The sequence below is a fragment of the Brevibacillus sp. HD3.3A genome (assembly GCF_013284375.2).
Lineage (GTDB): Bacteria > Bacillota > Bacilli > Brevibacillales > Brevibacillaceae > Brevibacillus > Brevibacillus parabrevis.
Map to the genome: position 1 here is coordinate 3,885,826 of NZ_CP085874.1, position 25,687 is coordinate 3,911,512.

25 protein-coding genes are annotated in these 25,687 nt (G+C 53.8%); 8 read left to right on the top strand and 17 right to left on the bottom strand.

Annotation, left to right across the window (positions count from 1 at the left end):
• Positions 1-5: 5 nt before the first annotated feature.
• The 14 genes from HP435_RS17915 to HP435_RS17980 form a co-directional block, all read right to left on the bottom strand.
• Complete coding sequence (locus tag HP435_RS17915) at positions 6-935, bottom strand: RluA family pseudouridine synthase (RefSeq protein ID WP_173599274.1); 930 nt, start codon at positions 933-935, stop codon at positions 6-8.
• 36 nt (positions 936-971) lie between these two features.
• Positions 972-1,424: a signal peptidase II gene (gene lspA / locus HP435_RS17920; protein ID WP_063229926.1), complete on the bottom strand. Its 453-nt coding sequence runs from the start codon at positions 1,422-1,424 to the stop codon at positions 972-974.
• Between the two features lie 74 nt (positions 1,425-1,498).
• A complete protein-coding gene (locus HP435_RS17925; protein ID WP_173599275.1) occupies positions 1,499-2,140 on the bottom strand; it encodes a serine/threonine-protein kinase in 642 nt (213 codons plus the stop codon).
• Between the two features lie 163 nt (positions 2,141-2,303).
• A complete protein-coding gene (locus HP435_RS17930) occupies positions 2,304-3,737 on the bottom strand; it encodes a phosphoglucomutase/phosphomannomutase family protein (RefSeq protein ID WP_122965040.1) in 1,434 nt (477 codons plus the stop codon).
• Positions 3,738-3,748: 11 nt separating this feature from the next.
• A complete protein-coding gene (locus tag HP435_RS17935) occupies positions 3,749-5,710 on the bottom strand; it encodes a glycoside hydrolase family 15 protein (RefSeq protein ID WP_173597052.1) in 1,962 nt (653 codons plus the stop codon).
• Positions 5,711-5,755: 45 nt separating this feature from the next.
• Entirely contained in the window at positions 5,756-8,131 is a 2,376-nt protein-coding gene (locus tag HP435_RS17940; protein WP_173599276.1) for a sugar phosphate nucleotidyltransferase, read from the bottom strand.
• Positions 8,132-8,180: 49 nt separating this feature from the next.
• Positions 8,181-11,033, bottom strand: a complete 2,853-nt coding sequence (locus HP435_RS17945; protein ID WP_173599277.1) for a 1,4-alpha-glucan branching protein domain-containing protein — start codon at positions 11,031-11,033, stop codon at positions 8,181-8,183.
• A gap of 14 nt (positions 11,034-11,047) precedes the next feature.
• Positions 11,048-11,692, bottom strand: a complete 645-nt coding sequence (locus HP435_RS17950; protein WP_122965037.1) for a DUF4912 domain-containing protein — start codon at positions 11,690-11,692, stop codon at positions 11,048-11,050.
• A gap of 426 nt (positions 11,693-12,118) precedes the next feature.
• Positions 12,119-12,895 carry a DUF4247 domain-containing protein gene (locus HP435_RS17955; RefSeq protein WP_122965035.1) on the bottom strand — a complete coding sequence of 259 codons (777 nt, stop codon included), beginning with the start codon at positions 12,893-12,895 and terminating at the stop codon, positions 12,119-12,121.
• A gap of 12 nt (positions 12,896-12,907) precedes the next feature.
• On the bottom strand, positions 12,908-13,414 hold the full coding sequence (locus HP435_RS17960; protein ID WP_173599278.1) for a DUF4178 domain-containing protein: 507 nt from the start codon (positions 13,412-13,414) through the stop codon (positions 12,908-12,910).
• 26 nt (positions 13,415-13,440) lie between these two features.
• Positions 13,441-13,845 (bottom strand): DUF350 domain-containing protein, encoded by a 405-nt coding sequence (locus tag HP435_RS17965; protein ID WP_063230428.1) that lies wholly within the window; start codon positions 13,843-13,845, stop codon positions 13,441-13,443.
• A 119-nt stretch (positions 13,846-13,964) separates the two neighbouring features.
• Positions 13,965-14,630, bottom strand: a complete 666-nt coding sequence (locus HP435_RS17970) for a PspA/IM30 family protein (protein WP_122965034.1) — start codon at positions 14,628-14,630, stop codon at positions 13,965-13,967.
• A gap of 112 nt (positions 14,631-14,742) precedes the next feature.
• Complete coding sequence (locus HP435_RS17975; RefSeq protein WP_173597049.1) at positions 14,743-16,923, bottom strand: DNA topoisomerase III; 2,181 nt, start codon at positions 16,921-16,923, stop codon at positions 14,743-14,745.
• 39 nt (positions 16,924-16,962) lie between these two features.
• Positions 16,963-18,117 (bottom strand): DUF2515 domain-containing protein, encoded by a 1,155-nt coding sequence (locus HP435_RS17980; RefSeq protein WP_229049703.1) that lies wholly within the window; start codon positions 18,115-18,117, stop codon positions 16,963-16,965.
• A 47-nt stretch (positions 18,118-18,164) separates the two neighbouring features.
• Between HP435_RS17980 and shc the strand changes: the two genes are divergently transcribed.
• On the top strand, positions 18,165-20,066 hold the full coding sequence (shc, locus tag HP435_RS17985; RefSeq protein WP_173599280.1) for a squalene--hopene cyclase: 1,902 nt from the start codon (positions 18,165-18,167) through the stop codon (positions 20,064-20,066).
• A 9-nt stretch (positions 20,067-20,075) separates the two neighbouring features.
• On the opposite strand, the gene HP435_RS17990 is transcribed toward shc, so the two are convergent.
• Positions 20,076-20,282, bottom strand: a complete 207-nt coding sequence (locus HP435_RS17990; RefSeq protein ID WP_173599281.1) for a hypothetical protein — start codon at positions 20,280-20,282, stop codon at positions 20,076-20,078.
• Positions 20,283-20,450: 168 nt separating this feature from the next.
• Between HP435_RS17990 and HP435_RS17995 the strand changes: the two genes are divergently transcribed.
• From HP435_RS17995 to HP435_RS18020, 6 genes are read left to right on the top strand one after another with little or no spacing between them, the layout of a single operon-like run.
• Entirely contained in the window at positions 20,451-20,702 is a 252-nt protein-coding gene (locus HP435_RS17995) for a spore germination protein (RefSeq protein ID WP_063230422.1), read from the top strand.
• Complete coding sequence (locus tag HP435_RS18000; protein ID WP_063230421.1) at positions 20,699-20,923, top strand: spore germination protein GerPB; 225 nt, start codon at positions 20,699-20,701, stop codon at positions 20,921-20,923. The genes HP435_RS17995 and HP435_RS18000 overlap by 4 nt, the downstream gene beginning before the upstream one ends.
• Positions 20,924-20,957: 34 nt before the next feature.
• Positions 20,958-21,572 carry a spore germination protein GerPC gene (locus HP435_RS18005; protein WP_122965030.1) on the top strand — a complete coding sequence of 205 codons (615 nt, stop codon included), beginning with the start codon at positions 20,958-20,960 and terminating at the stop codon, positions 21,570-21,572.
• Position 21,573: 1 nt separating this feature from the next.
• Entirely contained in the window at positions 21,574-21,759 is a 186-nt protein-coding gene (locus tag HP435_RS18010; RefSeq protein ID WP_122965029.1) for a spore gernimation protein, read from the top strand.
• Positions 21,760-21,773: 14 nt separating this feature from the next.
• Positions 21,774-22,166 (top strand): spore germination protein GerPE, encoded by a 393-nt coding sequence (locus HP435_RS18015; RefSeq protein ID WP_122965028.1) that lies wholly within the window; start codon positions 21,774-21,776, stop codon positions 22,164-22,166.
• A gap of 3 nt (positions 22,167-22,169) precedes the next feature.
• A complete protein-coding gene (locus HP435_RS18020; RefSeq protein WP_063230417.1) occupies positions 22,170-22,385 on the top strand; it encodes a spore germination protein in 216 nt (71 codons plus the stop codon).
• A 108-nt stretch (positions 22,386-22,493) separates the two neighbouring features.
• Here HP435_RS18020 and HP435_RS18025 read toward each other — a convergent pair whose 3' ends face one another.
• Both HP435_RS18025 and HP435_RS18030 read right to left on the bottom strand, forming a co-directional pair.
• Positions 22,494-23,099: an Hsp20/alpha crystallin family protein gene (locus HP435_RS18025; RefSeq protein WP_122965027.1), complete on the bottom strand. Its 606-nt coding sequence runs from the start codon at positions 23,097-23,099 to the stop codon at positions 22,494-22,496.
• Between the two features lie 85 nt (positions 23,100-23,184).
• Entirely contained in the window at positions 23,185-24,528 is a 1,344-nt protein-coding gene (locus tag HP435_RS18030) for an LCP family protein (protein ID WP_122965026.1), read from the bottom strand.
• A gap of 230 nt (positions 24,529-24,758) precedes the next feature.
• On the opposite strand from HP435_RS18030, the gene HP435_RS18035 reads away from it, so the two are divergent.
• Positions 24,759-25,682 (top strand): NAD(P)/FAD-dependent oxidoreductase, encoded by a 924-nt coding sequence (locus HP435_RS18035; RefSeq protein WP_173597045.1) that lies wholly within the window; start codon positions 24,759-24,761, stop codon positions 25,680-25,682.
• Positions 25,683-25,687 lie beyond the last annotated feature (5 nt).

Sequence of the window (25,687 nt, forward strand, 5' to 3'; positions counted from 1 at the left end):
GCCTTTTACGCTTGTCTGAGAAAATTCACGATATCGGTCAAGTCCGCAGGCATGTCCGCCTCAAACTCCAGCCGTTCCTGCGTACGCGGGTGTGTGAAGCCGAGCGTCTTGGCATGCAGTGCCTGTCCATCGATCTCCAGCGTGTTTTTCGGACCGTATTTCGGATCGCCCGCCAGCGGGTATCCGATGTATTTCATATGAACGCGAATTTGATGCGTTCGGCCTGTTTCCAGCTTCAACTCCACCAATGTGTACTCCTTGAAGCGCTCCAGCACGATAAAATGCGTAATGGCCGGCTTGCTGTTCTCAAAGACGACCGCCATCTGTTGGCGGTTTTTCGGATCGCGCCCGATCGGTGCGTCAATCGTGCCCATCTCGTGCGGAATGACACCGTGGACAATCGCGACGTACGTGCGATTCACCGTGTGCTCCTTCAATTGCTCCGCCAATCCCATATGCGCCTTGTCGTTTTTGGCGACCATCAACAGTCCTGACGTGTCCTTGTCGATCCGGTGCACAATACCGGGGCGAAGCACGCCGTTAATGCCTGACAAGTCCTTGCAGTGGGCCAAAAGTCCATTCACGAGCGTCCCGCTGTAATGGCCGGGAGCAGGGTGAACCACCAGTCCGCGCGGCTTGTTGACTACCACGACATCGCTGTCTTCATACACGATTTCCAGCGGCATCGGCTCCGGCTGGATCGCCATTTCTTTTGGCGGCGGCACGCGCAGTGTGACCTCGTCCTCCACCTGAAGCTTGTAGTTGCTCTTGATCGGCTCGCCGTTCACGGTGACGCAACCTTCCTTGATCCATGCCTGCACCTGCGAGCGGGACCAATCTTCATTTTGCAGCGTGATGTATTTATCAATCCGCTCGGTCGCATCCTCGGGTTCAACGTTCCAATCATACCGTTCAAACAATTGCGTGTCGTTCATGTTTGTCTCCTCACAAAGTTACTTCGATCCAGGTGGTTACCGTCCGCTTTTTCTGCCTTCGAGAAAGACATCCAGCAGCAAAATACCGACACCGATCGTAATCGCCATATCAGCGACATTGAAAATCGGGAAGTTGATCAGGGTGAAATCGAGAAAATCGACGACTTGTCCGGTTGTGGCCCGATCGATGAAATTCCCGATCGCTCCGCCCAATACCATCGACAGCGCCAAAGAAGCTCGCGGCTGTTTTTTCCCGAGGCGAATCAGGGAATACACAATGCCAACTACTACAGCAATCGTAATGACAATAAAGAGCCAGCGCTGATTTTGCAGGATGCCAAAAGCCGCCCCCATGTTGCGATGCGAGGTGAGATGAAACACATCCGCGATCAACGGGATGGAATCTCCCCTCTCCATATTATTTACTACAAGGTGCTTGGTCCATTGATCAAGCGCGATAATACCTGCTGCAATCAGAAAATACAACAATGGAATGTCCTCCTTCACCTGCTTCGAGCAGCCATGCAAACACAACGTCAAATGATCATTTTACCAGAGTGCGCTCACCTGAACAAGCGCCTTGCCTTTTTGTACAGCCGATACCCTTTGCGGATTCCGTTCAGCACCCACAGGGGGACTTTCCAGCCGCGGTCTTTCATAAAAGGAAGGTAAATCTTGTAGTACGCCTTGCGCAAGTCCCGCCACTTGCTGTCCGGAACGTTCTTGTAGTAGTCCGAGACGTCAATGAGGTACCCCCGCCCTTGATCCATCAGCACATTTTTGCCGTGGACATCGTGTGGGAACAGCCCTTTTTCGCGCGCTTCGTCCAGCGCATCCTCCACATCCTCGATCACCTGTGGCAGAATGGGAATCCCAAAACGGACGCAGTCGAACAAGGAAATGCCGTTGATTCGTTTGATCACCAGATAGCCTTTGCCATAATCGTACAAGACCGGGAACGAACGAGTCTCGCCCAGCTTCTTGTACACTTCGATTTCATTCTCCCAGCCTGGCCTGCCAGGGGCATACAGCTTGATCACCACACGCGGGTAATCGGGATGGGCAAAAACCGCGGCATAATTTCCTGTCCCAACCAGCTCCCACGGATAGGGCGTGTGGACAACGACGACAGGATCATCCGGCGACTGGCTTTCTACTTTTACTTCATGCAAAAAAGCTTCCAACACTTCTTGGTCAATGCGCATAGGTCCCCATCTTTCATCTAATACCGACTTCTATAAGATGATTCTAGCAAAATGAATTTTTTTAAAAAACCCCGTACGAAAAAAAACTCGAAACAGAGTGAAAATACAAAAGAAAGAACGGCGCTGTTGGGCGTCCGTTCTTCCGCTCTTTTCTTGCTCTTTTTTATACATTAATTTCCGAAAACCAGTCGCGGATCGCTTCCTGAAGCTTGGCAAGCGCTGTCGCATTCGTCGCCTCGCAGTATATCCGCACCAGCGGCTCCGTGCCCGAAGGACGGATCAGTACCCAGTGCCCTTCCTCAAGCAGCAGCTTGATTCCGTCCATCCGGTTGATGCCTTGCACCGCGTATGGCCCGATCCGCTGCGGTGGCGTGGTAACCATCTGCTGAATCCACTTTTCTTTTTCCGCCAGGCGCATGTCGAGGCGCGTATGGAACAGCTCCCCGAACTCATCGTACACATCGCGCAAAATCTGGTCGATCTCCTTGTTTTCAAAAGCGACCATCTCGGTGAGCAACAGATTGATCAGGACGCCATCTTTTTCCGGGATATGGCCGAGGATGCTGGCTCCCCCGCTTTCTTCTCCCCCGATCAGGACGTCGCCTTGGCGCATTTGCTCTCCGATGTATTTAAAGCCGACAGGAGTCTCTACCAGCTCCAGCCCGTAGTGCTCGGCCATGTGATCCAACAGGTGCGTGGTCGCAACTGTTCGCACGATCCGCCCGGTCAGCTTCCTGTTTTTCACCAGATGATGGGTCAAAAGAACAAGCACATCGTTAGGCGGTATGTAGGTGCCAAAACGGTCGACGACTCCGAAGCGGTCAGCGTCACCGTCATTCGCCAGCCCGAGTGACGCTTTGCGCTCCAGCACTTCTTTTTTCAACAGGCCAAGGTGCTTGTCGTTTGGCTCCGGCAAATCTCCGCCAAAAGCGGCGTCCGGCGTTTCCCGGATTCCCACCGTTTTGACTCCGGCTTCCGCAAGCAGCGAGCTGACGTAGCCCATTCCTGCGCCGTGCATCGCGTCCACGACGACATGCAGGGCGGAGTTGCGCAACACATCCATGTTGACCATGCGCCGCAGATGGGCCTCGTAGTGAGGACGCAGCACAATTACTTGCAGCAGCCTGTCGCGCGCGGCATCTGACAAAGCGACTGTCTGCACTGGTTGACCGGAAGACGCGATCTCGCTGATCCACGCTTCCAGCCTCGCCGTGATCTCCGGTGTGGCTGGACCGGCGTATTCGGGAATGTATTTGATCCCGTTGTACTCAGGCGGGTTGTGGCTGGCGGTGACCATGATCGCCCCGCTGGCCGCAAAATGCTTGACTCCGAAGGCGACCGCTGGCGTAGGAGCCGCCTCGTTCACCAAATAAGAACGAATCCGGTTCGCTGCGAGCACACTGGCGATCTCCTCCGCAAACCGTCTCCCGAGAAAGCGCGTGTCATATCCGATCAAAATCGGCTGCTCCTGCTGGCCGACTTCTTTTGTGTAGCTGGCGATTGCTTGTGCGACGATGCGGACATTGGCCATCGTAAAGCCGTCCGCCACGATGTCGCGCCAGCCGTCTGTACCGAAACGGATTGCCGTCATCTCCATCTCTCCCCTCGTTAGCGCAACTCATTCACTTTTTCCAAATAGCGCAGAACAGTAGCTACGAACGTAGCGTGCGACCAGGTCAAAGGCGCAACCGATACGGGGGCACCCGAATACGGGTCAAGCTGCTCGGACAGCACGCCGCTTTGCAGCGCGTGACGCACGACCCAGGCGAGCCTGTTTTTCGGTTCCTGCAATTCGTCGAGCGATTTTGCCTTGGCGATCTCCCAGTCAGCTACCCATAGCGTGCAGATGATCCACGGATTGCCCGGCACTTTGGCAACATCGTGCGACTTTTTGAAATAGTAGTCTCCCTGATAGCGGGCGAAGCCGCCTACCTCTGTATCGACGCGCAGACTCTTTTTCACAGCCTCCATCGTGCGCTGCACGCGCGGATCGTCTACAGGGAATACATCGAGGGCAAACAGGGCGTGCAAGCTGCTCTCCACAGTGAAATCTTTTTCCACGCCACCGTCGGGCCGCACGTAAATTCCCCGCAAAAACCGTCCGATTCCCGGATCGTACAAATGCTTTTCCATCGCAGCGCGGATGCTTTTCGCCCCGTCCTCGTAACGCTTGTGTCGGCGGTCATCTCCGAACAGTTGGGCAAACCGCGCCGCCGCCATCAGCCCGGCGTACACCGTGGCACTGGTGAACGTGAAGATGCCGCGGCGCTCCTCCCACAAATCATAGCTTGGCTTGGGCAACTGCAACGCAGGATGGACGTACTCCAGCAAAAAGCGGGCAGCGGGACGAACCAGCGTCGGATACAGCGCCTGGCAGTCTTCAATCTGCTTGCCGCTCTTGTACTGCTCCCAGAGCGCGTACAGAACGAGGGCTGTTTCATCCTCCTGAATCGGCAACTGGATTTCCCCGTCGACCACGTATGGATGCCAACTGGAGCCGACAGAGCCATCCGGGTTGTACTTGTGCTGCAAGTACCCTTCCTCATTGAGTGCCTCGGCGCAAAAGCGGAAAAACGGAGCGACTGCTCCCGTATACCCCGCTTTCGCCATCGCGCTGGCAATCAGGGCACCGTCTCGCGGCCACATGTAGCTGTAGTGGTCGCGATTGAACTGGAGGATGTCGGAATCATTTGCCGCCAAAATCGCTCCGTTCTGGTCGATCTGCGTCCGCACCAGAAGCAAGCTGGTCTTGTACAGATGGACGATCTCCTGGGGCAGGTCGGCGAAGTCGCGCTCCTCCTTGTTGACCCAACGTCTCCAGTAGACGGCGACGCGACCAAGCAGCCGGTCCGGGTCATTGTCCAGCACGTACTGATTCAGCGTCCGCACCGCGTCGTACGATTCGCCGACGCACAGCCAGTAGTACATCGTTTTTTCCTCGTGCGGCTGCAACACCATCCGAAACGAGATCGTGCTGTCCACAGAGCCTTGCGCAATCGGATTTCCCGCGAGCAGGCCGTCTTCTGCGTCTCGCCATGTTCCTTCTGCGTAGTTGAACCGCTTGATCCCGACGCTGTACTGGTTGATTCCGCCTTCCGGGGTGACTCCGTTTGCCATCATGTACACATTGCGTTTGTAGTGATACACAGTGCCGAGGCGGGGATCATACACCGCGGTGTCCCCTACCTCCGTCTCGTTCAGGCTGAAATCGTGATTGAAAAACAGCCGGAACTCGCGCACTTCATTGGCATGATTGCGAACGCACACTTTTTTCAAATAAATCGGATCGCGCTGGTGCACCCCGTCTGCGATCTGCAAGGAAACCGCCAGATGCTCATGATGAGCGTGAACATCTGTGACGAGCGATTCCCGGTCGTAGCCCAGCTTTCGTGTCCAGCCGTCTTCATCGAGCCAGGAAAAGCGCCCCTGCACCCATATTCCCAGCTTGCTGAAGTGTCCGCCGACGTGATTTAATTGGCCCACATACGGATAGTACAGATCGCGCATGTGCAGCTTGTCGTCAAAATTGATCAAAAGTCTTCCGTTCCCGACGACGAGCGGTCTCGGCATGCCTTCACATCCTTCCCGTACTCAGGCTGTCGATTCCCTTTATCCTCACTGATACTCCGCAATTCGTCTCGCATAGGACGAGGCGAGTGTTGCCGCTGTCTCTGCTGTCGCTCCCTGCGAAATGACTTTGACATGCGAATCCTCGGAGTCGGGCAAAATCAGTACCCAGCCATTCGTGTCATACACTTTGATTCCGTCCACAAGCTCCAGCAGCTTGCCTTTGTTCTCTTCCAGCACTTTTCGCATCACTTTGCCTTTCGCACCCCACGGGCAAAACACCGTTTTCCGCTCCATGTGGCACGCAGGCAACAGCTCAAGCAGCAGGCTAAGCGGCTTTTCCTCCTGGGCGAGATAGGACAGGATGCTCATGAGACTGTACACGGCATCGAACAAAGGATGGAAGTGATCCTCCGCCGCCACTTCCATCATGGAGCGCGGCGTCACCTTCGTTCGGATGACCTCGATCTGCAAAAGCTGCGCCAGATGTTCCAGCTCCATCGGGGCACTGACAGGAAGACCGATGCGTTGATGTCGGCCGCTGCATGCCAAAAGCTGCAACGCCAGAAGCTGTTCAGCGGAGAGCTTCGCGCCTTCCTCTGTAAACAGGGCCAGCGCTTCGCCGTTCTTATCCAGCCGAATCCCCAGATCGGCTTTCTTTTTGCTGATGCCATCCTGAATCGCGCCATACGTCACCGTCACTCCCAGCTCGTGGAACAGCGGGGCGAGGAACGTGGGGAAAAAGCGGGTTTCGCTGTCGATCAGCAAGTGAAAACGCTGGCGCTGGATCGCCGTCATATCCAGCTGCTGGGCCATAGTCAGCAAGTACGCCTCCTGGACTTGATGCTCGACATGCAGCTCGCCCAAATGATGCAAGTTGCGCACGTACGTCTCCTGCCAGTAGGCATTTTCAATTTTCCGCTCCATATCACGCGTGATGGGCAGTCCTGTCTGATCGATGAACTGGATGACGATCTCTTTTTCGTCTAAGGCTTCGTTCATGAACACGTGGATGCCGCCGACGCAACCGAGGGAGCGCACACCATAGCGGATGAGCGGGGAGTTGCCGACGCCAAAATCCACCGTATCAATGCCGGAGGAGCACAAGCTCGTCATGATGCTGTGCTTGAGCAGCTGCGCAAAAGGATGCGAGCACGCGGAAAGGGCAATTTTGCTGCCGGACTTTTGCAAATAGGCGTACGCCGCAGCCAGCCGGGTGACAAACTCCGGCGTGATGTCCACGTTGGCGAGCCCTTTGATCCCGTTGTTTCCGAACAAGTTTTTCGTCTGTTTCATGCCGTAAATGAGCGAGGTCGTGACCGTTGCGCTTTCCCCCACCTCTCTGTCCGGCCAAATTTTGACGCCTGCCTTCACGACTGATTTCGCTCCGATCTGGCAATTGTCTCCGATGACGGCTCCCTCGCCTGCTTGCACGCAATCGGCGAGTCGGACATTTTTGCAAAGGGTCGTTCCGGTAATTTCCGTCTTTTTCCCGATCACGCTATTTTCCCAGAAGATCGCGCGGGAAAGCTTGCTACCGGAAGAAACGACCGTGTTGCTGCCCAGGACCGTATAAGGCCCCACAGCTACTCCCGCTTGCAAGTGTACATTTTCACTTATATAAACCGGCCCTTCCAGACGTACCGAAGAGTCGACGCGAACGTGATTTTCCAGGTAGATGCGCGGGGCGATTTCCTGGGCTTTGATTTCCAGATTCACACGGCCATCCAGCAGATCAAACTGTGCCTGGCGGTATACTTCAAGCGAGCCAATATCCGACCAGTAGCCGCTCGCCTCATAGCCGTACAGCTGTTTTTGTTCCTGGAGGAAAAAGGGGAAAATTTCTTTGCTGAAGTCGACTTCTTTGTCTTCTTCTATATAAGAAAGCACTTCCGGTTCGCAGACGTACATCCCTGTGTTGACGGTATCGCTGAACACTTCTGCCCAGCTTGGTTTTTCCAGAAAACGATTGATCCGGCCCTGTTCATCCGTCATGACCACGCCAAATTCCAGCGGCGTCTCCACCCGGGTCAAGATGAGCGTAGCCAACGCTTCTTTTTGCTCATGAAAACGGATCGCTGCTGACAGATCCATATCGGTCAACGTATCTCCGCTGATGACGATGAACCGTTCGTCGAGAAAATCGGCGCAGTTTTTCACACTGCCCGCTGTTCCGAGCGGCGTCGTTTCTTCAAAGTACACGAGAGAAACACCGTAGCGCGAACCATCACCAAACGTATCGCGGATGACATCAGGCAAGTATTGGAGCGTGACGGCAATCTCTGTAATTCCGTGCTTCTTCAACAGATCGATCGTGTACTCCATGCAAGGCCGGTTCAAGAGTGGCACCATTGGTTTTGGAGTTTGGGACGTTAACGGACGTAGACGCGTACCTTTACCACCAGCCATAATTACTGCCTTCATCTTTTTTCCTTCCTCCTTCATCATCGTTGCGATCATGCGCTGTCAGTGTCTATTTCTCCGATAAGGCCAGGCAAGCAACGCCGAGCAATCGGTATTCCTCCATCGTCTGGATCGCCAAAGACGTCCAGTTGTAATGTTGCAAAACGTCATGTTGCGCCGTCTGCGCCATCTGCCGCCGCTTTTTCGGATCTTGCAGCAGCCAGCGCAGCTGATCGGTGAGCGATTCCGGATTTCCGGCGTACATCGTCGCTCCGTTCTCCCCATGTCTGACGATTTCACGCAGTCCGCCCGTGTCCGCTGCCAAAATCGGCACGCCCAAAGCCATCGCTTCCAGGGCCACAATGCCAAATGGCTCATACAAACTGGGAAAGACCGCGATATCAGCAAGCAAAAACAACTGATCTCGACGTGCATCATCGACAAAGCCCAGGAACTTCACGCGCTCAGCAATCCCCATCTCTTCCGCCCGCTGTTGCCACTGCCCCTGCATCGGCCCTTTGCCCGCGATGAGCAGCGTCACATGACCAAAGTCGTAGCGCAACCTGGCCATCGCTTCCAGCAAAAGGTGAACCCCTTTTTCCTGGACCAGACGCCCGACAAAAAACAGGATCGGCCCGTCGCCAATCGACAGCTCTTCGCGCAATCGATTTTGATCGAATGCTGGCGGCTGCGCCAAATCGACGCCGTTGTGAATCACCCGCAGTTTGGCTCGCGGAATGTCGAACAAACGCTGCACTTCATTCGCCATGTAGTGGCTGCAAACAATGACTCGATCCGAAGCGTGCGCAAGAGTGCGCTCGCTATTGTGAATCCGCTCTTGCAAAGGCGTATGAATCCCTTGATGCCGCCCGTGCTCCAAAGCATGGATCGTACTGACCAGCGGCAGCGAATAGCGTTCCTTGATTTCCATGGCGGCCCAGCCGACCAGCCAGTCATGAGCGTGAATCACGTCCGGTCTGACGCCGTTTTTCCACAGCTGTTCCGTCGCGTCTGACATCGCCAGATTGAGCTGGAACACCCATGACAGGAAATCTTCCTGCTCTGCCGGAATGTACGTAGGCAAACGGTGTACATGGACACCATCCATGACTTCCTCCGCCACGCTCCAATCCGATGCCCGGGTCAGGACGTGCACGGCAACACCTTGGCGAACCAGATGACGGGCGAGATCGTAGACGGCACGACCCAGTCCGCCTACCACGTTCGGCGGAAATTCCCAGGCGAGCATCAGGACAACTCCCGCAGGTTCCGCGCCTTTGCTGGCCGCTACCAGTTGATGCGATACGTTCACTCTATGCGCCTCTTTTGGCAAATAGTACGTCTCATCTATGTGGGGAAAGATCGGGAAGGCAGTCTCCAGCTGTGTCAATCTCTCTGTATCCATTCGGTCTTCGCGCACCATCGCAAGCAGCTCCCGCATGTTGACGAGGTGATCATGGGTGCGACGCACAGCGTATTCGACAACGGTTTGACCATCCATGATAAACGCCCAGTCGCTGCTTTGCGCAAGCATCAGCTCTCGGCCCGCCTGTTTCAAGGCGCGGCTCGCAAGCTGGTCACGCTCTTGCTCCTGGCCCTTATGCTCGTAAAAAGCCGTCACGACCTCGATCAAATCGCGCTCCGCCTGATGCAGATGCCGATACAGCCAGCCGTTTTTTTCATTCAGCCAGACTTCTCCGTAGCCGTTGCGTCCCCAGGTCGACATCGGCAAATGCCCCAGGTCTTGTTCCTGATATTCGTCCAAGTATTCGGACGGGGTGATCAGCTTCACAATCTGGGAATCGCATGCCGTCTTGCGCAGCAAGTAGTCGAGAAATTGCGGACCCTCGTACCACCAGTGTCCAAACAGTTCAGCATCATACGTTGCGACAACGAGCGGCTTGCGGTCCATCCAGGCAACTGCCTCTTCGATTTGCCGTTCGCGGTGATAGAGGAAATGCCCCGCGTGAGAGGCTGCCTTTTCCCGTGCCCAGTCAGGTTCGTACAGCTGCTTTTCCACGTCTCGTCCGGTAATCCGGTGGTATTTCAACCCGGTATGTATACGGATTCCGGCGGGATGAATGTACGGCTCGATATAGTCCATGTCCCGGTCAAACCCGATATCCCGATAATATTCCCGGTAATCATAATCGCCCGGATAGCCGTCAAAAGTGCTCCACACCTGCTGGGATGCGACATCGTCTCTGGCGAAAGCCACCACCCCGTGCATCGTGCCGAGCGGAGCAAGCAAGCCTCTGCGCGGCTGTGGTGTCGCGTGTTCGATCGTATGGGAATCGACAAAAAAGTATTGCAGCCCCACCTCTCGGAGCAACCGATCTACCCCTGGCGTATAGCCGCATTCCGGCAGCCAAATTCCTCGCGGTCGCCTGCCCAAAATGCGTTCGTGCGTATCCATGCCCGTACGCAGCTGTGCCAAAATCGCTTCCTCTGTCTCCACATATGGCAGAAAAGCGTGTGTCGCCGCGCATGTGATCAGCTCCAGGCAGCCGCTGTCTGCCAGACGTTTAAAGCCTTCGATCAGCCGATAATCGAGCTTGCTGCAAAATAAAGCGATAGTACGAAACTTTTCCAGGTACATCTTGGCGATACGCTGTTCAGCCGGGTTGTTTGCCGTATGTTTTACTTCTTTGCCTGCAAGCTCTACTGTTTTGGCGAGATAGGCGCGAAACCGTGTCGCGATCAGCTCGTCATCCAGCATGGACAGCAAAGTCGGGGACAGCACCATTGTCATGCGAAAGTCGATTTTGTCCGAGAGGAGCTTGTCGAAGACCATGAGCAACGGGATGTAGCATTCCAGCATCGCTTCGTACATCCAGCGCTCTTCCAGGCGATCGTCCCGGTCCCCGTGTCGTACATAAGGCATATGAGCGTGCAACACAAGGGAGAGATAACCGTTGTGCACAGTTGACACCTCACTTATTTGGATGTTTTGGAGTAGAGTGAATACGAGGAAAAGTTTTCGAACCACGCAGGCGCAGAGCGATCAGACGCTGGCTCCACCAATGGTTCGCCCCAGGCAGCTTTTGTATTTCGAGGAGTCACGACCACATCCGAGCGCAGTATCGGACAAAAGCGGCCATGCTCAAATAGACCGAAGTCGATTAAGTACGTGCGCCCTGGTAGCACATCGTTCACATACCAGGAATGCGCGTCCTCGCAGACGTAAATATCCCGGACAGAATGGGCATTTTGACCATCAAACAGCCGCTCTGTCACGTCGTACAAGCGCAGCCCTTTTTGAATCTGCCGGAAGTCTGCCTGTAGATACGATGCCACCATCCTCATCCTCGGCCATGTAATTTCCCAGTACACAAACAGCACGGTCGGACTTTGCGCCATCACCTTGACGATATCGCGTCCGTAAAAAGCTGGCAGTTGCCAATTTTCTTCTCGTCGGGATGCCAGCGATGACATCTGTCGATTCTCTGCCGATACACTCTCCACCTTCGCTCTGTCTTTTTGCAAACGATATTTCACCTGGCCTATGGTTAAGCCGCATTCTTGGGCAATTTGTGCGATGGATTTGGATTGTGCACGCAATTCAAGAATTTTTTCCAGCATCGTGATGCGCTCCTTTCCGCCAAGTTTCCCTTCCGCTATCCACTTGTCTGTCGTCTTTGTATATGTACAATGTCATCATAGCGAATGCCGCTAACAAAGACTGTCGAATGATGCATGCACATCCCTTCTTCTTTTGTCGATAAACAATCATATTTTCGTCATTGCCAAACAAAAGTCGAGAAAGCCGCTTTGGTAATCGCTTTCATCAGTCGAATGTTGCTCCGCTTTTCTCCCGCTGTTTTTCGCGTACTTTACATCTTACAAATGACAAAGGGCTTCCATACTTTGCTTTATGAAAAATTCATTACAAAACGGAACCGGGCGTGACCGTTTTGTCGATCGCAAACAGCGCGTCTCCCGCAAACTTCGCTGTCCGCTGAGCCAAACATAAAAAAACCCGCCATTTCAGCGGGTTTTGGGTGACGATTATCTGCGTTTGGTAATGCGCCCTGAGCTTCCTGCTTTTGTTCGCGGGGGTGATTTGCTTTTCGGCTTGGAAAAAATCGAGGAGCTCTTCGAGGAAACCGACGAGCCGTCGGAGGAGCGGGTAATTTTGCCTTTGCTTCCGCTAGAGGATGAGTCCTGCTTTTTAAACAGGTTGCCATCCTGACCGACTGAACTGTCACTTTTCTTTTTGCTGTCGCTGCGCTTGAAGATGCTGCCCGTTCCTTCTTTGGTAATCGGCGGGGCAACCTTTTTCTCCGCCTCGCTCGGGACGTGATAGCTGCCGGAGGGCTTGTAAATCTCTTTGCTTGAGTAGCCCCGGTAGCTGCCTTTGTAGCTTTTCTTGTGTCCATCGAACAAATCGTCGAGAACACTCGCCAAAATGTATCCTTGCAAAAAGGATGAATCGTAGTTTTCCCGAACGTACTCCTTCGTGTCGACCTCAATCAGCGTATCGGACGGCTTCGCCTGATCTTGCTGCACATGATACAGCTCATCCGGATAGACGAGAAACATGTGTTGGTCGTCTTCTTTGGAAATCTCGTCCGGCTGCTTTTGGTCAGCAAGCTCCTGCGCTACTTCGGGCACCGTCTTGTTTTCGGCGCGATAAATGCGCGATGTCTGCCCTTTGTCCTTCGTGGAGACGGATTCAAGCGGGTAGCTCTCGCCAATTCCGGGGCTTCCGCAGCCAGCCAGCAAAAGCAGGAGCACCGCCGGAATCAGCAGGAGCTTGATCGATTTCATCCAACGGTTCGGCATGCTCACTCCTCCTTACGTTCCGCGAAGTACCTGGACATCCGCAGGTAAAACCGACTCTCCCTCGTACAGCATGAATCTGCCGTCCTGCCATTCGATCCGCAAAAGCTCGCGGCCGTCCGATTGGAACTGCCAGATGTACTGATCACCGGAAGTATGGAACGGAGCTTTTCCGACGACGAGCACTCTGCCGTTGTACTGTTCTTCCAGATGATAGGTCACATCGTCCATTTCGATTGTCGTAGGCACCTCATCTACGGAGTCCAGTCTGCCGTCGATGACCGTGTACAGCTGGTAAACCGTTTTTTCGCGTTCTTCGATGTATAAATAGCGGATGGTCGTTCCATCCTGCAAAGTCAGCATCGTCGCATTGCGGCTCGCATTGGTCGACTTTCCCGTTACCTGGTAGGTGACGAGCGAGACTTCCACCACGTCGCCAGGCCCTACCGTCAAAATGCTCTTTTCCGGGGTAGGCGGTTCATGCTTGGCAAATATATTTTGAATGCGCTTGAACAAACTCATCTGGTCCTACTCCTTCCTTGCCCGGTTTAGACCAGTGCGCCCAGAATCAAGGCGCCGACCAGGTGGAATGATCCCGCCACCATGGCGTGTGCGACTTTTCCTTGCTGGGTTCCACGCTCCAGATCAAGTCCGGCAAAGCTTTTCAACAAAATTTCCGCGATTTTTTGCAACAAGAGCAAAATAATAAATGAGACCACAGATGCCAACAGGGCGTTCCACAATTCATTCGAGTTCATGATCGATTGCGATAAAATATAACCTTGCGCAAACAGCTTCATGACAAACCGGGTCGTCACGGCCACGTTCCCGTTTTTGATTTCAGCCATATCCTTGTACTTCGTAAAAAGCGTGTCAATCCACATCAATACAAACAGCAAAATACCGCCTGCTCCGGTCCACACGAGCATTCCGAGCAATTGTGTCCACGACACGTCTATCCCCCCGCAGCAACTAAGATAGTAGAAAGTGCGGCTTCGCCAGCTTTTTTCGTGGCGAAGCCTGTGCTTTCTCATTCAACCTTTCAAGGAAAAAGGGGCCCCGCCGAAGCGGTTTACCCCTCGTATTTTTTCATGAGCGCTGCCAGTTCGTCTTCCACCTGCTGGTCTTTGGAGAGTTTCGCGATTTCGTCGTCGAGCGAGCTTTGTTTTTTGTACAGCTCGCCGCTTGCTTCCGCTTCCGCCTCCATCTGCAACGCTTTTTCTTCCATCCGTTTCAGCCCTGCCATCGCAGAGTTGCTGTCGAATCCAGCCATCGTCTGGTTGATCGTTTTTTGCGCTTTGGCAGCATTGACGCGAGCCACGAGTGTTTCGCGCTTGTTTTTCAGATCGGTAATCTGTTTCTTCATTTCAGCCAGCTTGTCGCGCAGCCCGTCCGCAGCCAGCTTGTTTTTCTCGTAAGCCTCTTTGTACTCGGCCATTTTTTGCTCGGCGGCTTTCTTTTCTTCGAGAGCGCGGCGGGCCAGATCGATGTTTTTCGCCTGAGCGGCCACGTGCGCTTGCTCTTCGCGCTTTTTCACCAGCGCTTCCTGCTCTTCGTACAGCACCTTGAACTTTTTCTCCAGAGCGATTTGGGCAGCAACCGCTTTTTCCGCTTCACTCAAATCCTCTTGCATATCGCGCAAATATTGATCGGTCATTTTAATTGGATCTTCCGCTTTTTCAATCAAGGCATAAAGATTGGACATAGTCAGATCGCGAAGTCTTTTAAAAATGGACATGTGATTTCCTCCCTCAATACGTGCTGGGTAATTCGGCCCACATTTGCCGAACCCTCTATACATGTATCTACGTTACTTACGCAAGCAAGTTTCAAAATGATGTCTTTTTCTTCTATGCATTTTTTTCCGCCAAGGCTGGCATGCTGACTTTCGCCTTTTTGTCCGCTTCATCCCACTGCAAGTATGCGTCGAAGCGCTCTTTCCCTTTGACAAAGCCTTTGATCAGATTGGTCTTGCCTGTTTCCATCAGCTTTTTGGCCGCAGCCGGAGTAATTTTTTTCCCCATGATCGTCTTGGAAATGGTGACGGTACACTGGGACTTTTTATAGTTGGCGCACCCGTAAAACTCTCCCTTGTCTACGAGATCGCCGCCACACGCCCGGCAAGCAGCCACTTTCGAGCCGATGGAAAACTTGGACGCCTGCTTGGATGTGGGCAATGCTTCGACGTCGTACGCTTCCAGCTTCCATTCGCGGGACTGCTCGACGGCATCCTCGACGATCTTGTGCGAGAGCTTGCGCACCTGTTCCATGAAAACTTGCGCGGAAGCATCGCCTTGCCCGATTTCCTGAAGGCGCTGCTCCCATCTGGCTGTCATTTCCGGGGAAGCGAGAATTTTGTCGCCGATGACGTCGATGAGCAGCGTCCCTTTTTGCGTTGCAAACACCTGGTTTTTGCGGACTTCAATATACTTGCGTTCCTTGAGCATGTTGATGATCCCAGCTCTGGTCGCCTCTGTCCCCAAGCCTTCTGTCTTCATCAGCACCTTTTCCAGCTCCTGATTGTCGAGGTGCTTTCCGGCTGTCTTCATCAGCGTGATCAGTTGGCCTTCCGTGTAGCGTTTGGGCGGCTGGGTCTTGCTTTCTTTGGCTTCTACTTTGTGCACTTTTCCTGTCTCGCCTTTGGCAAGCGGAGGCAGCACAGCTTCCTTGTCATCCTTTTCCTCATCAAACAACACTTCGCGCCAGCCAGCCCTGATTTGCACCTTGCCTTTGCTGATGAAAACGGCGCGGCCGTCGACCAGCGTGTTCACCGTCGTATAGTCAAACAAGGCGCTTTCCTGATGCGCGGCAATGAGGCGTCTTGCCACCAGGTCGTAAATTTTTCGCTCCTCGTCGCTCAGTTTGGAAACGGTCGGCACTTGCTCGGTTGGAATGATCGCATAGTGATCGGTCACCTTTTTTTGGTTGACGTACCGTTTGTCCGAGGCGATGGATGCTTTCGCCAAAGGAAAGTGTGGCTGGTACTCCGGCTGCTTCGACAGTTTGTTCAAAATGTCGGGAAACGTCTTCGCCTCCTCCTGGGTGACAAAAGACGAGTCGGAGCGCGGATAGGATAAAAGCCCCTTCACGTACAGCTTTTGCGCAATCTCCAACGTTTTTTGCGGCGAATACTTGAACATTTTATTCGCCGTCGCCTGTAACGAGGACAGATTGAACAAATAAGGCGGCAAAAATTCTTTGCGCTCGGTTTCCACCTCGCTAACCTCGCTTGGCTTGTCCCGGCAAAAAGCGGCAATCCGCTCTGCCAACTGCGGATCGAGGATGCGCGACTCCCCGTCTTCTTTGTGCCAGACGCCTTCGTAGCGCTTCTTGCCGATGGCAAACGTCGCCTTGACTTCCCAGAAAGGCTCCGGCTTGAACGCCGCGATTTCTTTTTCCCGCTTGACCACCAGTGCGAGCGTTGGCGTCTGAACCCGTCCCGCCGAAAAGACGTCCTTGATTCCTCTTTGCTGCAACAACAACGTATAGACGCGCGATGCATTCATGCCTACCAGCCAATCCGCACAAGAGCGGCTGTACGCCTCATGGTACAGATTGCGCGTCTCTGTCTCCTCAAGCAAGGCCGCGAAGCCAGCGGTTACGGCTTTCTCCGTCAGGGAGGAAATCCACAGCCGCTTCATCGGTTTGCGCACTTTGCACATCTCGACAATCGTGCGGACAATCAGCTCCCCTTCGCGCCCGGCGTCGCCCGCATGAATGATTTCGGTCACGTCTGAACGCTTCAACAGCTGTTTGATGATGCCAAACTGCTTCGCTTTTGACTTCATCACCTGGTGCTGAAACGATTGCGGCACTAAAGGCAGTGTGGCAAGCGACCACTTTTTCCACGCCGGGTTGTAGGCTTCCGGCGGCACCAGTTCACAAATATGCCCGACCGCCCAAGTAAAAAAGGCTCCTTTCGGAAACATCCGATTCGGGTGCACTTCAACGAAGCCTTGTTGTTTTCTATGGGCAAAAGGACTGGCAAGCTTCATGGCCTGGTCCGGTTTTTCTGCTATGACGACTTTCATGCATGCTCTTCTCCCTGTGTTCAATCTGTCTCTATTCTACTACATCGGGCCAAAGATTTTCCCTTTTGCCAGCACAGCCAGCTCGATTTTTTCAATCGCCTGGCAATAGACGCCTTCTGCATCGGCCAAAACAGGCGGTGTATCCTCTGCGGCGAATGCCAGTTGCCGCATGACGCCTTTGCTGCCTTCGTACCAGTCTATGTCCTTTGGCGCTTCGTGCTGTACCCGTTGCCATGCCTGGCGCAGCGCAGGAGAGTAGAGTCGCTTGGCTCCAGGCAAAAGCGCGCACCCGCGCACCGTTTTTTGATACGGCTTCCCTGGCATTGTCTCGCGCAAATCGTGGAACAAGTGCGGCCAAAAATCTTTGCGGGAGCCGGAATGTGGCTTCTGCTCTGCCCACTTCTCTACTCCCTCCCTGGTTTTCGTGTCGCGATACAAAAGGCTGTACAGTCGTTTGCCCAACTCGATTCGTTCAACCAGCGAGGCAAACTGAAGCACTTGATCGCCGAGCAGCCGCAACGGAGCGTTTGACCGTCCCTCCGCTTCGTACGGAAACAAGATCAAGTTGAGCCGAAGCACTTCCTGCAAGGCAAAAGGCCACGTTTTGACCACGCTATGGCGGTACGTCGCATCTCCCATCATCTGCGTCTCCAAATAGTTTTGCTCGTTCACAATCAGCCCAATAGTGAGCAGCTTGCTGTCGCCTTTCTCCCAGAAGTGGTTCCAGAGCGCTTGCATGAAGCGGGAGACGCCGAATTGGGGCAGGAGGTGAAAAAGATTGGTCTGGCGCTTGACGCTCTCCTCATACAGTAGTAATTGAGGGTAGGCATCTTGAAAAATAAGCCAGTTGCCCCGCTCCAAAAAAGAAAAATAGTCGTGCTGTTCTTTTGTGGAAAGCAGCCTGGGCAGCAGTTCGCCGCGCAAATCTGTCATGCTCCATCCGGCATTGCGCGAAACGAGATGCGCCAAAAGTGCCCAATGAACTTCGGGATGCCGGCGAAAAAAAGCCAAATAGGCGCTCGTCCTGTCCAGATTGTCGCCGTTGCTTTCCTTTGTTTTGTTGCGAATGTCCGTGACCGTGTCCTGGTCTTTTTTTATGAGGGGATTGGCAGCCTGACTCGCTCGCTTTCCTTTTCCAAGCTCGCGTGCAAGCGGCCACAGAGTCGCGTACGTTTGCCATGCCCGGCCCATCATTCGTCCCTCCCCTCTGGCAAAAGCATGTGTGATGGAGGTGTTTGTCATTGCTGCAAGTACGGCAAGAAATCAACCGCATTCAGTCTCTGCTCCTCAGCCAGCAAAAACAGGATGGCTCCTGGCGCTTCTGTCTGGAAAGCTCCCCGACGACTGACGCTCACATGATCATCCTATTGCGCACGCTCGGAATTGATGATGAGCGATTGATCGATGGACTTGCGACCCGCATTGCCGCTCTCCAGCAGGAAAATGGCGCCTGGAAGCTGTACCCGGACGAGGCGGAAGGGAATTTGTCGACGACGCTGGACTGTTACTACGCCCTGCTGTTCTCGCGCCGCTACCAAAAAAATGATCCTCGCCTGATTCCCGCTCGCGAGTTCATTCGCGCCAAAGGCGGACTGACCGAAGCCAATTTGCTGACCAAATTTGCCGCTGCCCTGACCGGACAGTACAAGTGGCCCGCTCATTTTCTCGTGCCTGTAGAAATTGCCTTGCTGCCCCCTTCCTCGCCTGTCAGCTTTTACGATTTTGTCGGATATGCCCGCGTGCATCTCGCCCCGATGATGATTGCCGCCGACCGCAAGTTTGCCAAAGGAACGGCGGACACGCCCGATTTGTCTGATTTGTACGTGACGTCTCCGATCTCTCCCGGCCTTTATCCGCACCGCTTGCTGGATCGTTTTGCCCGTGGCGGCCAGCCTTTCCTTGCTTCGATCCACGAGCATGTCATGCGCCTGCCTTTGCTGCCCGGCTTGCTGCACGAGCTATCGCTGCGCAGACTGGAGCAGTTTATGTTGGCTCGCGTGGAAGCCGACGGAACGCTGTACAACTACTCCACCTCCACCTTTTTCATGGTCTTTGCCCTGCTTGCCCGCGGCTATTCTCCCCGCGATCCGCACATCGCGAAAGCAGTCGTCGGGCTGCGCGACAGCGTATGCGAAACGCCGGAAGGCTCTCACCTGCAACTGGCGACTTCCGCCGTCTGGGATACTTCCCTCCTGGCACACGCTCTCCAGCAAAGCGGCCTGTCCGCCAATCACCCTGCTATCGCGTCAGCCAACCGCTACTTGCTTGCGAAACAGCAGCATACGTACGGCGACTGGAAAATTCGCAATCCGGCAGGACACCCGGGAGGCTGGGGTTTTTCCGACTTCAACACGCTGAACCCCGACATCGACGATACGACAGCCGCTTTGCGGGCATTACGCGCCCAATCGCGGCTGGACAAAACGACAGCCGCCGCCTGGAAGCGCGGACTCGACTGGATTTTGTCCATGCAAAACGACGATGGCGGCTGGCCTGCCTTTGAGAAAAATACAGACTCCGCCCTGATCCGCAACTTGCCGATTGAGGGTTCAGATACGGTCAGCACCGATCCTTCCTCTGCTGATTTGACCGGAAGAACATTGGAGTTTCTCGGTCGATACGCCGGGTACAAGGAAAGCGACGCCCCTGTGCAAAAAGCCGTTCGCTGGCTGCTCACCCACCAGGAAGCGGACGGGTCGTGGTACGGTCGCTGGGGGATTGCCTATGTGTACGGAACATGGGCGGCGATTACCGGACTTGCCGCAGTCGGTGTAACCTCCACTCACCCCGCGGTCCAAAAGGCTGTCGCCTGGCTGCTCGGCACGCAAAACGCCGACGGGGGCTGGGGCGAATCATGCCACAGCGACGAGAAAAAAACATACGTCGCTCTCGGCGCAAGCACGCCTTCCCAAACAGCCTGGGCGCTCGATGCTCTCATCGCCGTCTCCCCTGAGCCTACGCCCCCGATTTTGCGAGGGATCGACTTTTTATCCCGGCAAAGTCAGGCGACGAGCTGGTCTGTCACGTATCCGACAGGAGGCGGACGGCCTGGCGGCACGTATTTTGCCTATCACAGCTATCGCTTCATCTGGCCGTTGCTCGCTCTTGGCCACTTCAAGCACAAATATGGTTCATCCCGTTAGGCGAGGCTGTCATCGGCCTCGTCTTGTTGGTGCTGGTGGTGTCGTCGGTCGAATCGGTACCTCTTTGCTGTAGATGAGCGAGTCTTTTGGCGTGTCAAAAACCGATGTGCAACTGATCACGTCCGCATCTCCGATCAAAACAAGCGATGACTGCTGCACGCCCCCTACTTTGATGTCTCCAAGCGCAATCTTTTTATTGTGGACTTTCATGTTCATTCTGCTCGTTCTCCTTTTTCCTTCATCGCACTTTTGCTCTATGCGGGATTTTGTATTGTATGCCTGCACTGCCCAGCGCGGACCGCGAACCCAAAAACAGGTATGAACACCCAGTGCCCTCCCACATACAATACAGAAAGGCTCTTTCGTAAAAAGGATGTGTCGAAGATGCCAGCCATTGTTGGGGTCATCAATGTAAACAGCATAAGCGGCGTCTTCAATGTCGGAGACGTCCGGAGAATTTCCCCTGTCAGCTACTCCAAAACCTTTGCAGGAGGAGGCTCGTTCAACTCTGGCACCAATCTTTCGTTCAAGATTCCGCGCAGCGTAGTCTACGTGAACGAAACGACCAGCAACGAACTTCCCATCTTCGTGGAGGATACGAGCGATTCTGCGGCAGAGGGACGGGATTTTCCATGAATTTTTTTATTCATCAAAACATCGTCATCCACAATTTGAAGATTGATGGCATAACCAACTCATCGGTTTGTCAAATCGGCAGTGCCGGCATCATCAAGCCGCTATCCCAGCTTTACAACACAGGCGGATTCACGGAGCCGGCCCCCGCAGCCGGACCGATGCCCGAGACTTCTTCGGCAGAATTTATTCCGCTTGTCCCATTGGTTGAGCCTTCACGCTGACCAGCTTTATGTTTGATGAAGAAGGATGATCGTCATGTACATCGGTTCCGAAGTGATGCAGTATTTGCAACAGTTACATGACTATATACAAACACAGAACAAAAAAATCGAGAAAATGAAGCAAATGATAGAAGAATTGCAGCAAGATATCAAAGACTTGAAAGAGAAACAGGTTCCTTCTGTAATCAAAAACGAGTACAAGTTTGATCTGTTGAAGGTGGAACGGCTAGAAGGAACGCTCAATATCGGTCTCAACCCGAAAGGCAACGATTCGGGAATCGGCGAGCTTTCCATCAATCAGACGATGAATGTGCCGTCTGGCGAGCAAAAAAACTCGCCGCTGTTTGACCGCGTGCAAAAAGAAATATACCGCTACCTGGAGTCGGACGCCTATCACGTGCTGGAACGAATCGAAGAAGAGTGCGGATACCCGCTCAATGACGACTACCGGGCTTTTATATTGGACGATATCAAAAAGCAAATTGATCAGCGCATCCGCTATTACGTCAATCAGCTTCCCGCCGATGACCTGGAGCCGGAACAAATCGACGCCTTGGTGCCAAAAATAGTCCAGAAGGTCAAGCGGGATATCGAAAAAACGTGTGAGAGCTTCGTCAAAAATCTGCCTCGCGAGGTGAACGAACCCTGATATGATCTACCAGGTGATAAATGGTGCCGTCTGCGTCGGCAAGCTTTCGATTGATGCCTTGTCATCCTCTGCATCCTTGTTCATTGGAGATACAACAACGGTCAAACTGCTGTCCATTTATGAAACTCCGCCAGAATCGATGATCATTGGAGCGGTCCCGGTTGATACCGCGCTCACTCCGCCATAAGGAGGCGACAGCTGTTGTACCGAAGAACAAGCCACGTCAAAAAGTTGAGCAGCATCTCCATCGATTCTTCCTCTGTTTTGCAACTTGGCGATTCCAGGCAAGTGCATACCCAAGCCAATATTTTGGCGATTCAACGGGAAAAAGCGATTTTTTTCAAAAATGAACTGCCTTTTGCCGATTACGATGTGTTCAGCGTTCCGTTAGCAGCTCCTTGCCCCGAGGAGCCGATATGCATCGATACGTTTCACGACTGCACACATCTGCGCGTGCGAAAAGTCGACGTGCCGTTCGCTGCGGCATCTTCCGTGATCCATATCGGTTCCACCGAATGCCTGACCCTGGAAACACGCGTGAAAAATATCCGGCATTTGCTTCGCGACGAACCAAAGCCGAAGAGAGGGGATTAACCAGTGCCTTCCGTGGTGGGAGCTGTCAATATCAACAGCAACTCGGGAACTGTCAACTTCGGGGATACCTTGAACATCTCCCCGAAAAGCGCAACGAAAACCTTTTCCGGCTCTGGGGGCGGCAATACGGGCAATGTCGTCAATACGATCAACGGCGCCAATGCAACCAATACGCTTGATCCGAGCATTGTCGATCAGCCGCTGGTAGGGAATATATGAACGAACAGTGTTAATGGCTTTCATTAGCACTGTTTTTGCCCGCAGGCGGACATGCCTCCTTTTCGCCTCGGGAAACCGCAAAAAAGAGGAGGTACGTGAAGTCCTCCCCTACAGCTTCGCCTTGAATGTCGTTTTTCGCTCCCGATAGTCCGCATCACGGTGCAAAATGATTTCCAGCAAGCCATCCTGGTACTGTGCTTTCATTCCTTTTGCGACCACCGGAGCTGGTAGCTCGATATTCCGTTGAAAAGAGCCGTAGCTCCTCTCTGTTTTCACGCACGCGCCGTTGTAATTCGGCTCTTTGACTTCCCCTTTGATTTCGAGCAGCTTTTGCTCGACCAGTGCCAACTCCAGGCTGTCGCGCGCGAAGCCCGGCAATTCGCAGCAGACGATTACCGCTTGCTCCGACAAGAACACATCCGTGACAGGATAATCAGTCGTTTCTTCCTCCTGCACGACCCGCACTGGCTTGCCTTTGGGCTGTTTCGCGCTCTTTTGGCTGGTCTGCACGACCTTCGTCGTCTTCGTGGTAGAGGTCGTTGTCTGATTCGGCGTTTGTTTGCTGAGTGCCGCTACATTTTCCCAAAAACTCGCGTCCATGATTTGATTCATCTGGCGCAAAGCACCCCACGGATGCTCTTTGTCCAGATTTAATTTTCCCAGGCTTTGCGAAGCCTTTTGCAACTGCTTCAACGTCTCTTGCCAATTTTTCAAGGACGTGGCCTCCTTCCCTCAAGCTGACATACGCCCGTTTTTGGCAGTATATGTGGCTCGCTTTGGGAAGGGTGCACAAAAATCATTATGTCTGCCCATTGTCACTGACATCTGGCGCGGGTGCTGGCGGCGCGATAATGTCAGGAGGCGGCATGTCGCTCGGGTACGTCTCGCCGGACTGCCCGTTTCCTCCATCCGGTACGGGAGTTGGCTCTGGCGTCGTTTCCGGTTTAGCTGCCGGGGTTGTCGGTTTCTCCGATTTTGGCTTCGCTTCTTTGGTCGGGGATGAAGTGGACGGCTTTGGCGTCGTCGGCCTCGTCTCCGTTTTCATCTCGATCTTGGCGACTTCCGCAACCGACGCGTTGCTCAGTTGGTTCGTTGATTCGGCTACACCCAGTTCCTTTTGCAGCGTACTGCGGACCGCCTGCATGTTCTCCCGCGGCCACAAGGAATACGGCGAGCTCCAGATCGCCCCGTTTTCCAGCGAGACGATATTATCCGAAGAAATCGTGCCGAAATCCATGGCCATTCCTTTGATTTGATCCTTCGACAAATCTGTTTTAATATGCTGTCCAACCGTTTCCATCACCGATGTCAGACGGGTAACTCCGTCCATCGAGATCATTTTGTCCGCTACTGCGCGAATCACTTGCTGTTGACGGCGGTTGCGGTCAAAGTCGCTCGAATTGTAAGCACTGCCGCGCCTGTCGATCCGGTGTCTGACAAAGCCCAAAGCCTGTTCGCCATTCAGCACCTGGGTTCCCTTTTTCAAATTTCGGTAGACGCCTTGCTTGGGAAGCTCATAGACGAGATCGCGATCCACATCTACCTTGACGCCGCCAAGCTTGTCAACCGCTGCCGTAAAGCCCTCGAAGTCGAGCTGGACGTAATGGCCGACAGAGATTCCAAACATATGCTCCAGCGTTTTCTTGAGCATCGTCATGCCGTTTTCCGTCACAGGTTTGCCTTTGCTTTCTGCCAGCTTTTTCTGACCTTCGCCAAGTGCAAAAACTTCATTGATCTTGTGATAACCTGGGTATCCGGGAATCTCGACCCGCGTGTCGCGCGGCAAGGATACCATCGTCACTTTTTTCGTCACAGGATTCGCGACCGCGACAACCAGTACGTCTGTGTTCAGCATCCCGATGTTTTTCCGCGTGTCCACCCCGACAATGACGAACGCAATCGATTTCTTATCCTCATACGGCTGCTCGACGACGGGCTGATCGGGAAGCTTGTACGGATCTTCCGTCACGACTTCCAGTGTCTGGTCGACCTTGTTGAGCGCGTATCCCGCCCCGACCGCCAGCAAGCAGAGAAACAGGCACGCAGCCAAGAGCAGATACATCCGCTTGCTTCGCTGTCCGCGTTTTTTGCGTGTACGCGGCTGTTTCACAGGGGCCCTTTGTTTTTCGTTCTTGGCCTGCACGCAGGTTCACTCCTTTTCACATGCATGGTGTCACAATTCTATTCATTTTTTTTATTATTCTGGAAAAGCATGTCCTATTTTACCACATTCTGCTGTCAGATTGTAGCTGATGCCCGAGGGATCGCACCTGTTTTGTCGTTTTAGCGGCGAGTCCTTGCACTCCTTAAACGAAACAGGTAGTCTAAAACTATTGGGAAAACCGGAAAAAGAAAAGATCGGGGGACTGGAGAGTGGAACACGTACAGGTGCTGATCGCAGGCGGCGGCATCGCGGGGTTGTCTGCCGCTATTTGGTGCCAACGATTGGGGTTGTCTTGTTTGCTGGTAGAAAAAACAGATCGGCTCGGCGGCCAGTTGCATCAAATCCACAATGAAATTTGGGATTTTCCTCCGCGTGTGTATGCGCAAGGGGCTTCTTTGCTGGAAGATTTGTCCCGGCATCCTTCCGTGCAAAAACTGGCTGTCCGCTTTGAAGAAGAGCTGGTAGCCATCGATCGGGTCGCCAAAACCGTGACGACTTCCAAAGCGCTCTATCGCGTAGACTATTTGCTCGTTGCCACTGGTGTTGCCCCTAACCAAATTCCGGCTCTGGACGGCTGCCCCCGCGTCTTGCCACCCTCCTTCTCCACGACGGCGGAGGCTACGTCGGTAGCTGGACTGGACTTGGCTGTGATTGGCGGCGGAGATCGCGCTGTCGAGAGTGCCGTGAACCTCACCAAGCATGCTCGCCACGTCACCTTGCTGATTCGCAGCAACCATCTGCGTGCCCGACCCGATTGGCTGCGCAAAATGGCCGCGCTCCCCAATCTGACCGTTCTGTGGGAGACGGAAGTGAGCGGCTTTTTGCACCGCGAAGACCGGCTATGGTTGACATTGGCTTCGCGTCGGCCGGAAAATCCGCAACAATTGCTGGTCGACTTGATTTTGCCGCGCATCGGAGTCCATGGCAATTGCGCCGGGTTGGATGGATTGACCATGTTTGGAGACGGCTATTTGAAGACAGACGATTTTCAACGATCCGACGATGCGTGGATATACGGCTTGGGTGACGTCACCAACGGCGCTGCCTATGCCAGCCTGTCACTGGCTGTCGGGCAGGCTATGAAAGCCGTCAAGCATATTTCCATGCACGGCCGCTCGTCTACTCCGTTTTGAGCTTA

What these genes read in the sequence shown, in the direction of transcription:
- HP435_RS17930 (WP_122965040.1), bottom strand. Translation starts at nt 3,737, where the DNA reads ATGGAGATGACGGCAATCCGTTTCGGTACAGACGGCTGGCGCGACATC.
- HP435_RS17960 (WP_173599278.1), bottom strand. Translation starts at nt 13,414, where the DNA reads ATGAGTTTGTTCAAGCGCATTCAAAATATATTTGCCAAGCATGAACCG.
- HP435_RS17935 (WP_173597052.1), bottom strand. Translation starts at nt 5,710, where the DNA reads ATGCCGAGACCGCTCGTCGTCGGGAACGGAAGACTTTTGATCAATTTT.
- HP435_RS17950 (WP_122965037.1), bottom strand. Translation starts at nt 11,692, where the DNA reads ATGCTGGAAAAAATTCTTGAATTGCGTGCACAATCCAAATCCATCGCA.
- HP435_RS18000 (WP_063230421.1), top strand. Translation starts at nt 20,699, where the DNA reads ATGAATTTTTTTATTCATCAAAACATCGTCATCCACAATTTGAAGATT.
- HP435_RS18010 (WP_122965029.1), top strand. Translation starts at nt 21,574, where the DNA reads ATGATCTACCAGGTGATAAATGGTGCCGTCTGCGTCGGCAAGCTTTCG.
- HP435_RS17990 (WP_173599281.1), bottom strand. Translation starts at nt 20,282, where the DNA reads ATGAACATGAAAGTCCACAATAAAAAGATTGCGCTTGGAGACATCAAA.
- HP435_RS17915 (WP_173599274.1), bottom strand. Translation starts at nt 935, where the DNA reads ATGAACGACACGCAATTGTTTGAACGGTATGATTGGAACGTTGAACCC.
- HP435_RS17995 (WP_063230422.1), top strand. Translation starts at nt 20,451, where the DNA reads ATGCCAGCCATTGTTGGGGTCATCAATGTAAACAGCATAAGCGGCGTC.
- HP435_RS17975 (WP_173597049.1), bottom strand. Translation starts at nt 16,923, where the DNA reads ATGAAAGTCGTCATAGCAGAAAAACCGGACCAGGCCATGAAGCTTGCC.
- HP435_RS17970 (WP_122965034.1), bottom strand. Translation starts at nt 14,630, where the DNA reads ATGTCCATTTTTAAAAGACTTCGCGATCTGACTATGTCCAATCTTTAT.
- HP435_RS17955 (WP_122965035.1), bottom strand. Translation starts at nt 12,895, where the DNA reads ATGCCGAACCGTTGGATGAAATCGATCAAGCTCCTGCTGATTCCGGCG.
- HP435_RS17980 (WP_229049703.1), bottom strand. Translation starts at nt 18,117, where the DNA reads ATGATGGGCCGGGCATGGCAAACGTACGCGACTCTGTGGCCGCTTGCA.
- HP435_RS17940 (WP_173599276.1), bottom strand. Translation starts at nt 8,131, where the DNA reads ATGAAGGCAGTAATTATGGCTGGTGGTAAAGGTACGCGTCTACGTCCG.
- HP435_RS17925 (WP_173599275.1), bottom strand. Translation starts at nt 2,140, where the DNA reads ATGCGCATTGACCAAGAAGTGTTGGAAGCTTTTTTGCATGAAGTAAAA.
- HP435_RS18005 (WP_122965030.1), top strand. Translation starts at nt 20,958, where the DNA reads ATGTACATCGGTTCCGAAGTGATGCAGTATTTGCAACAGTTACATGAC.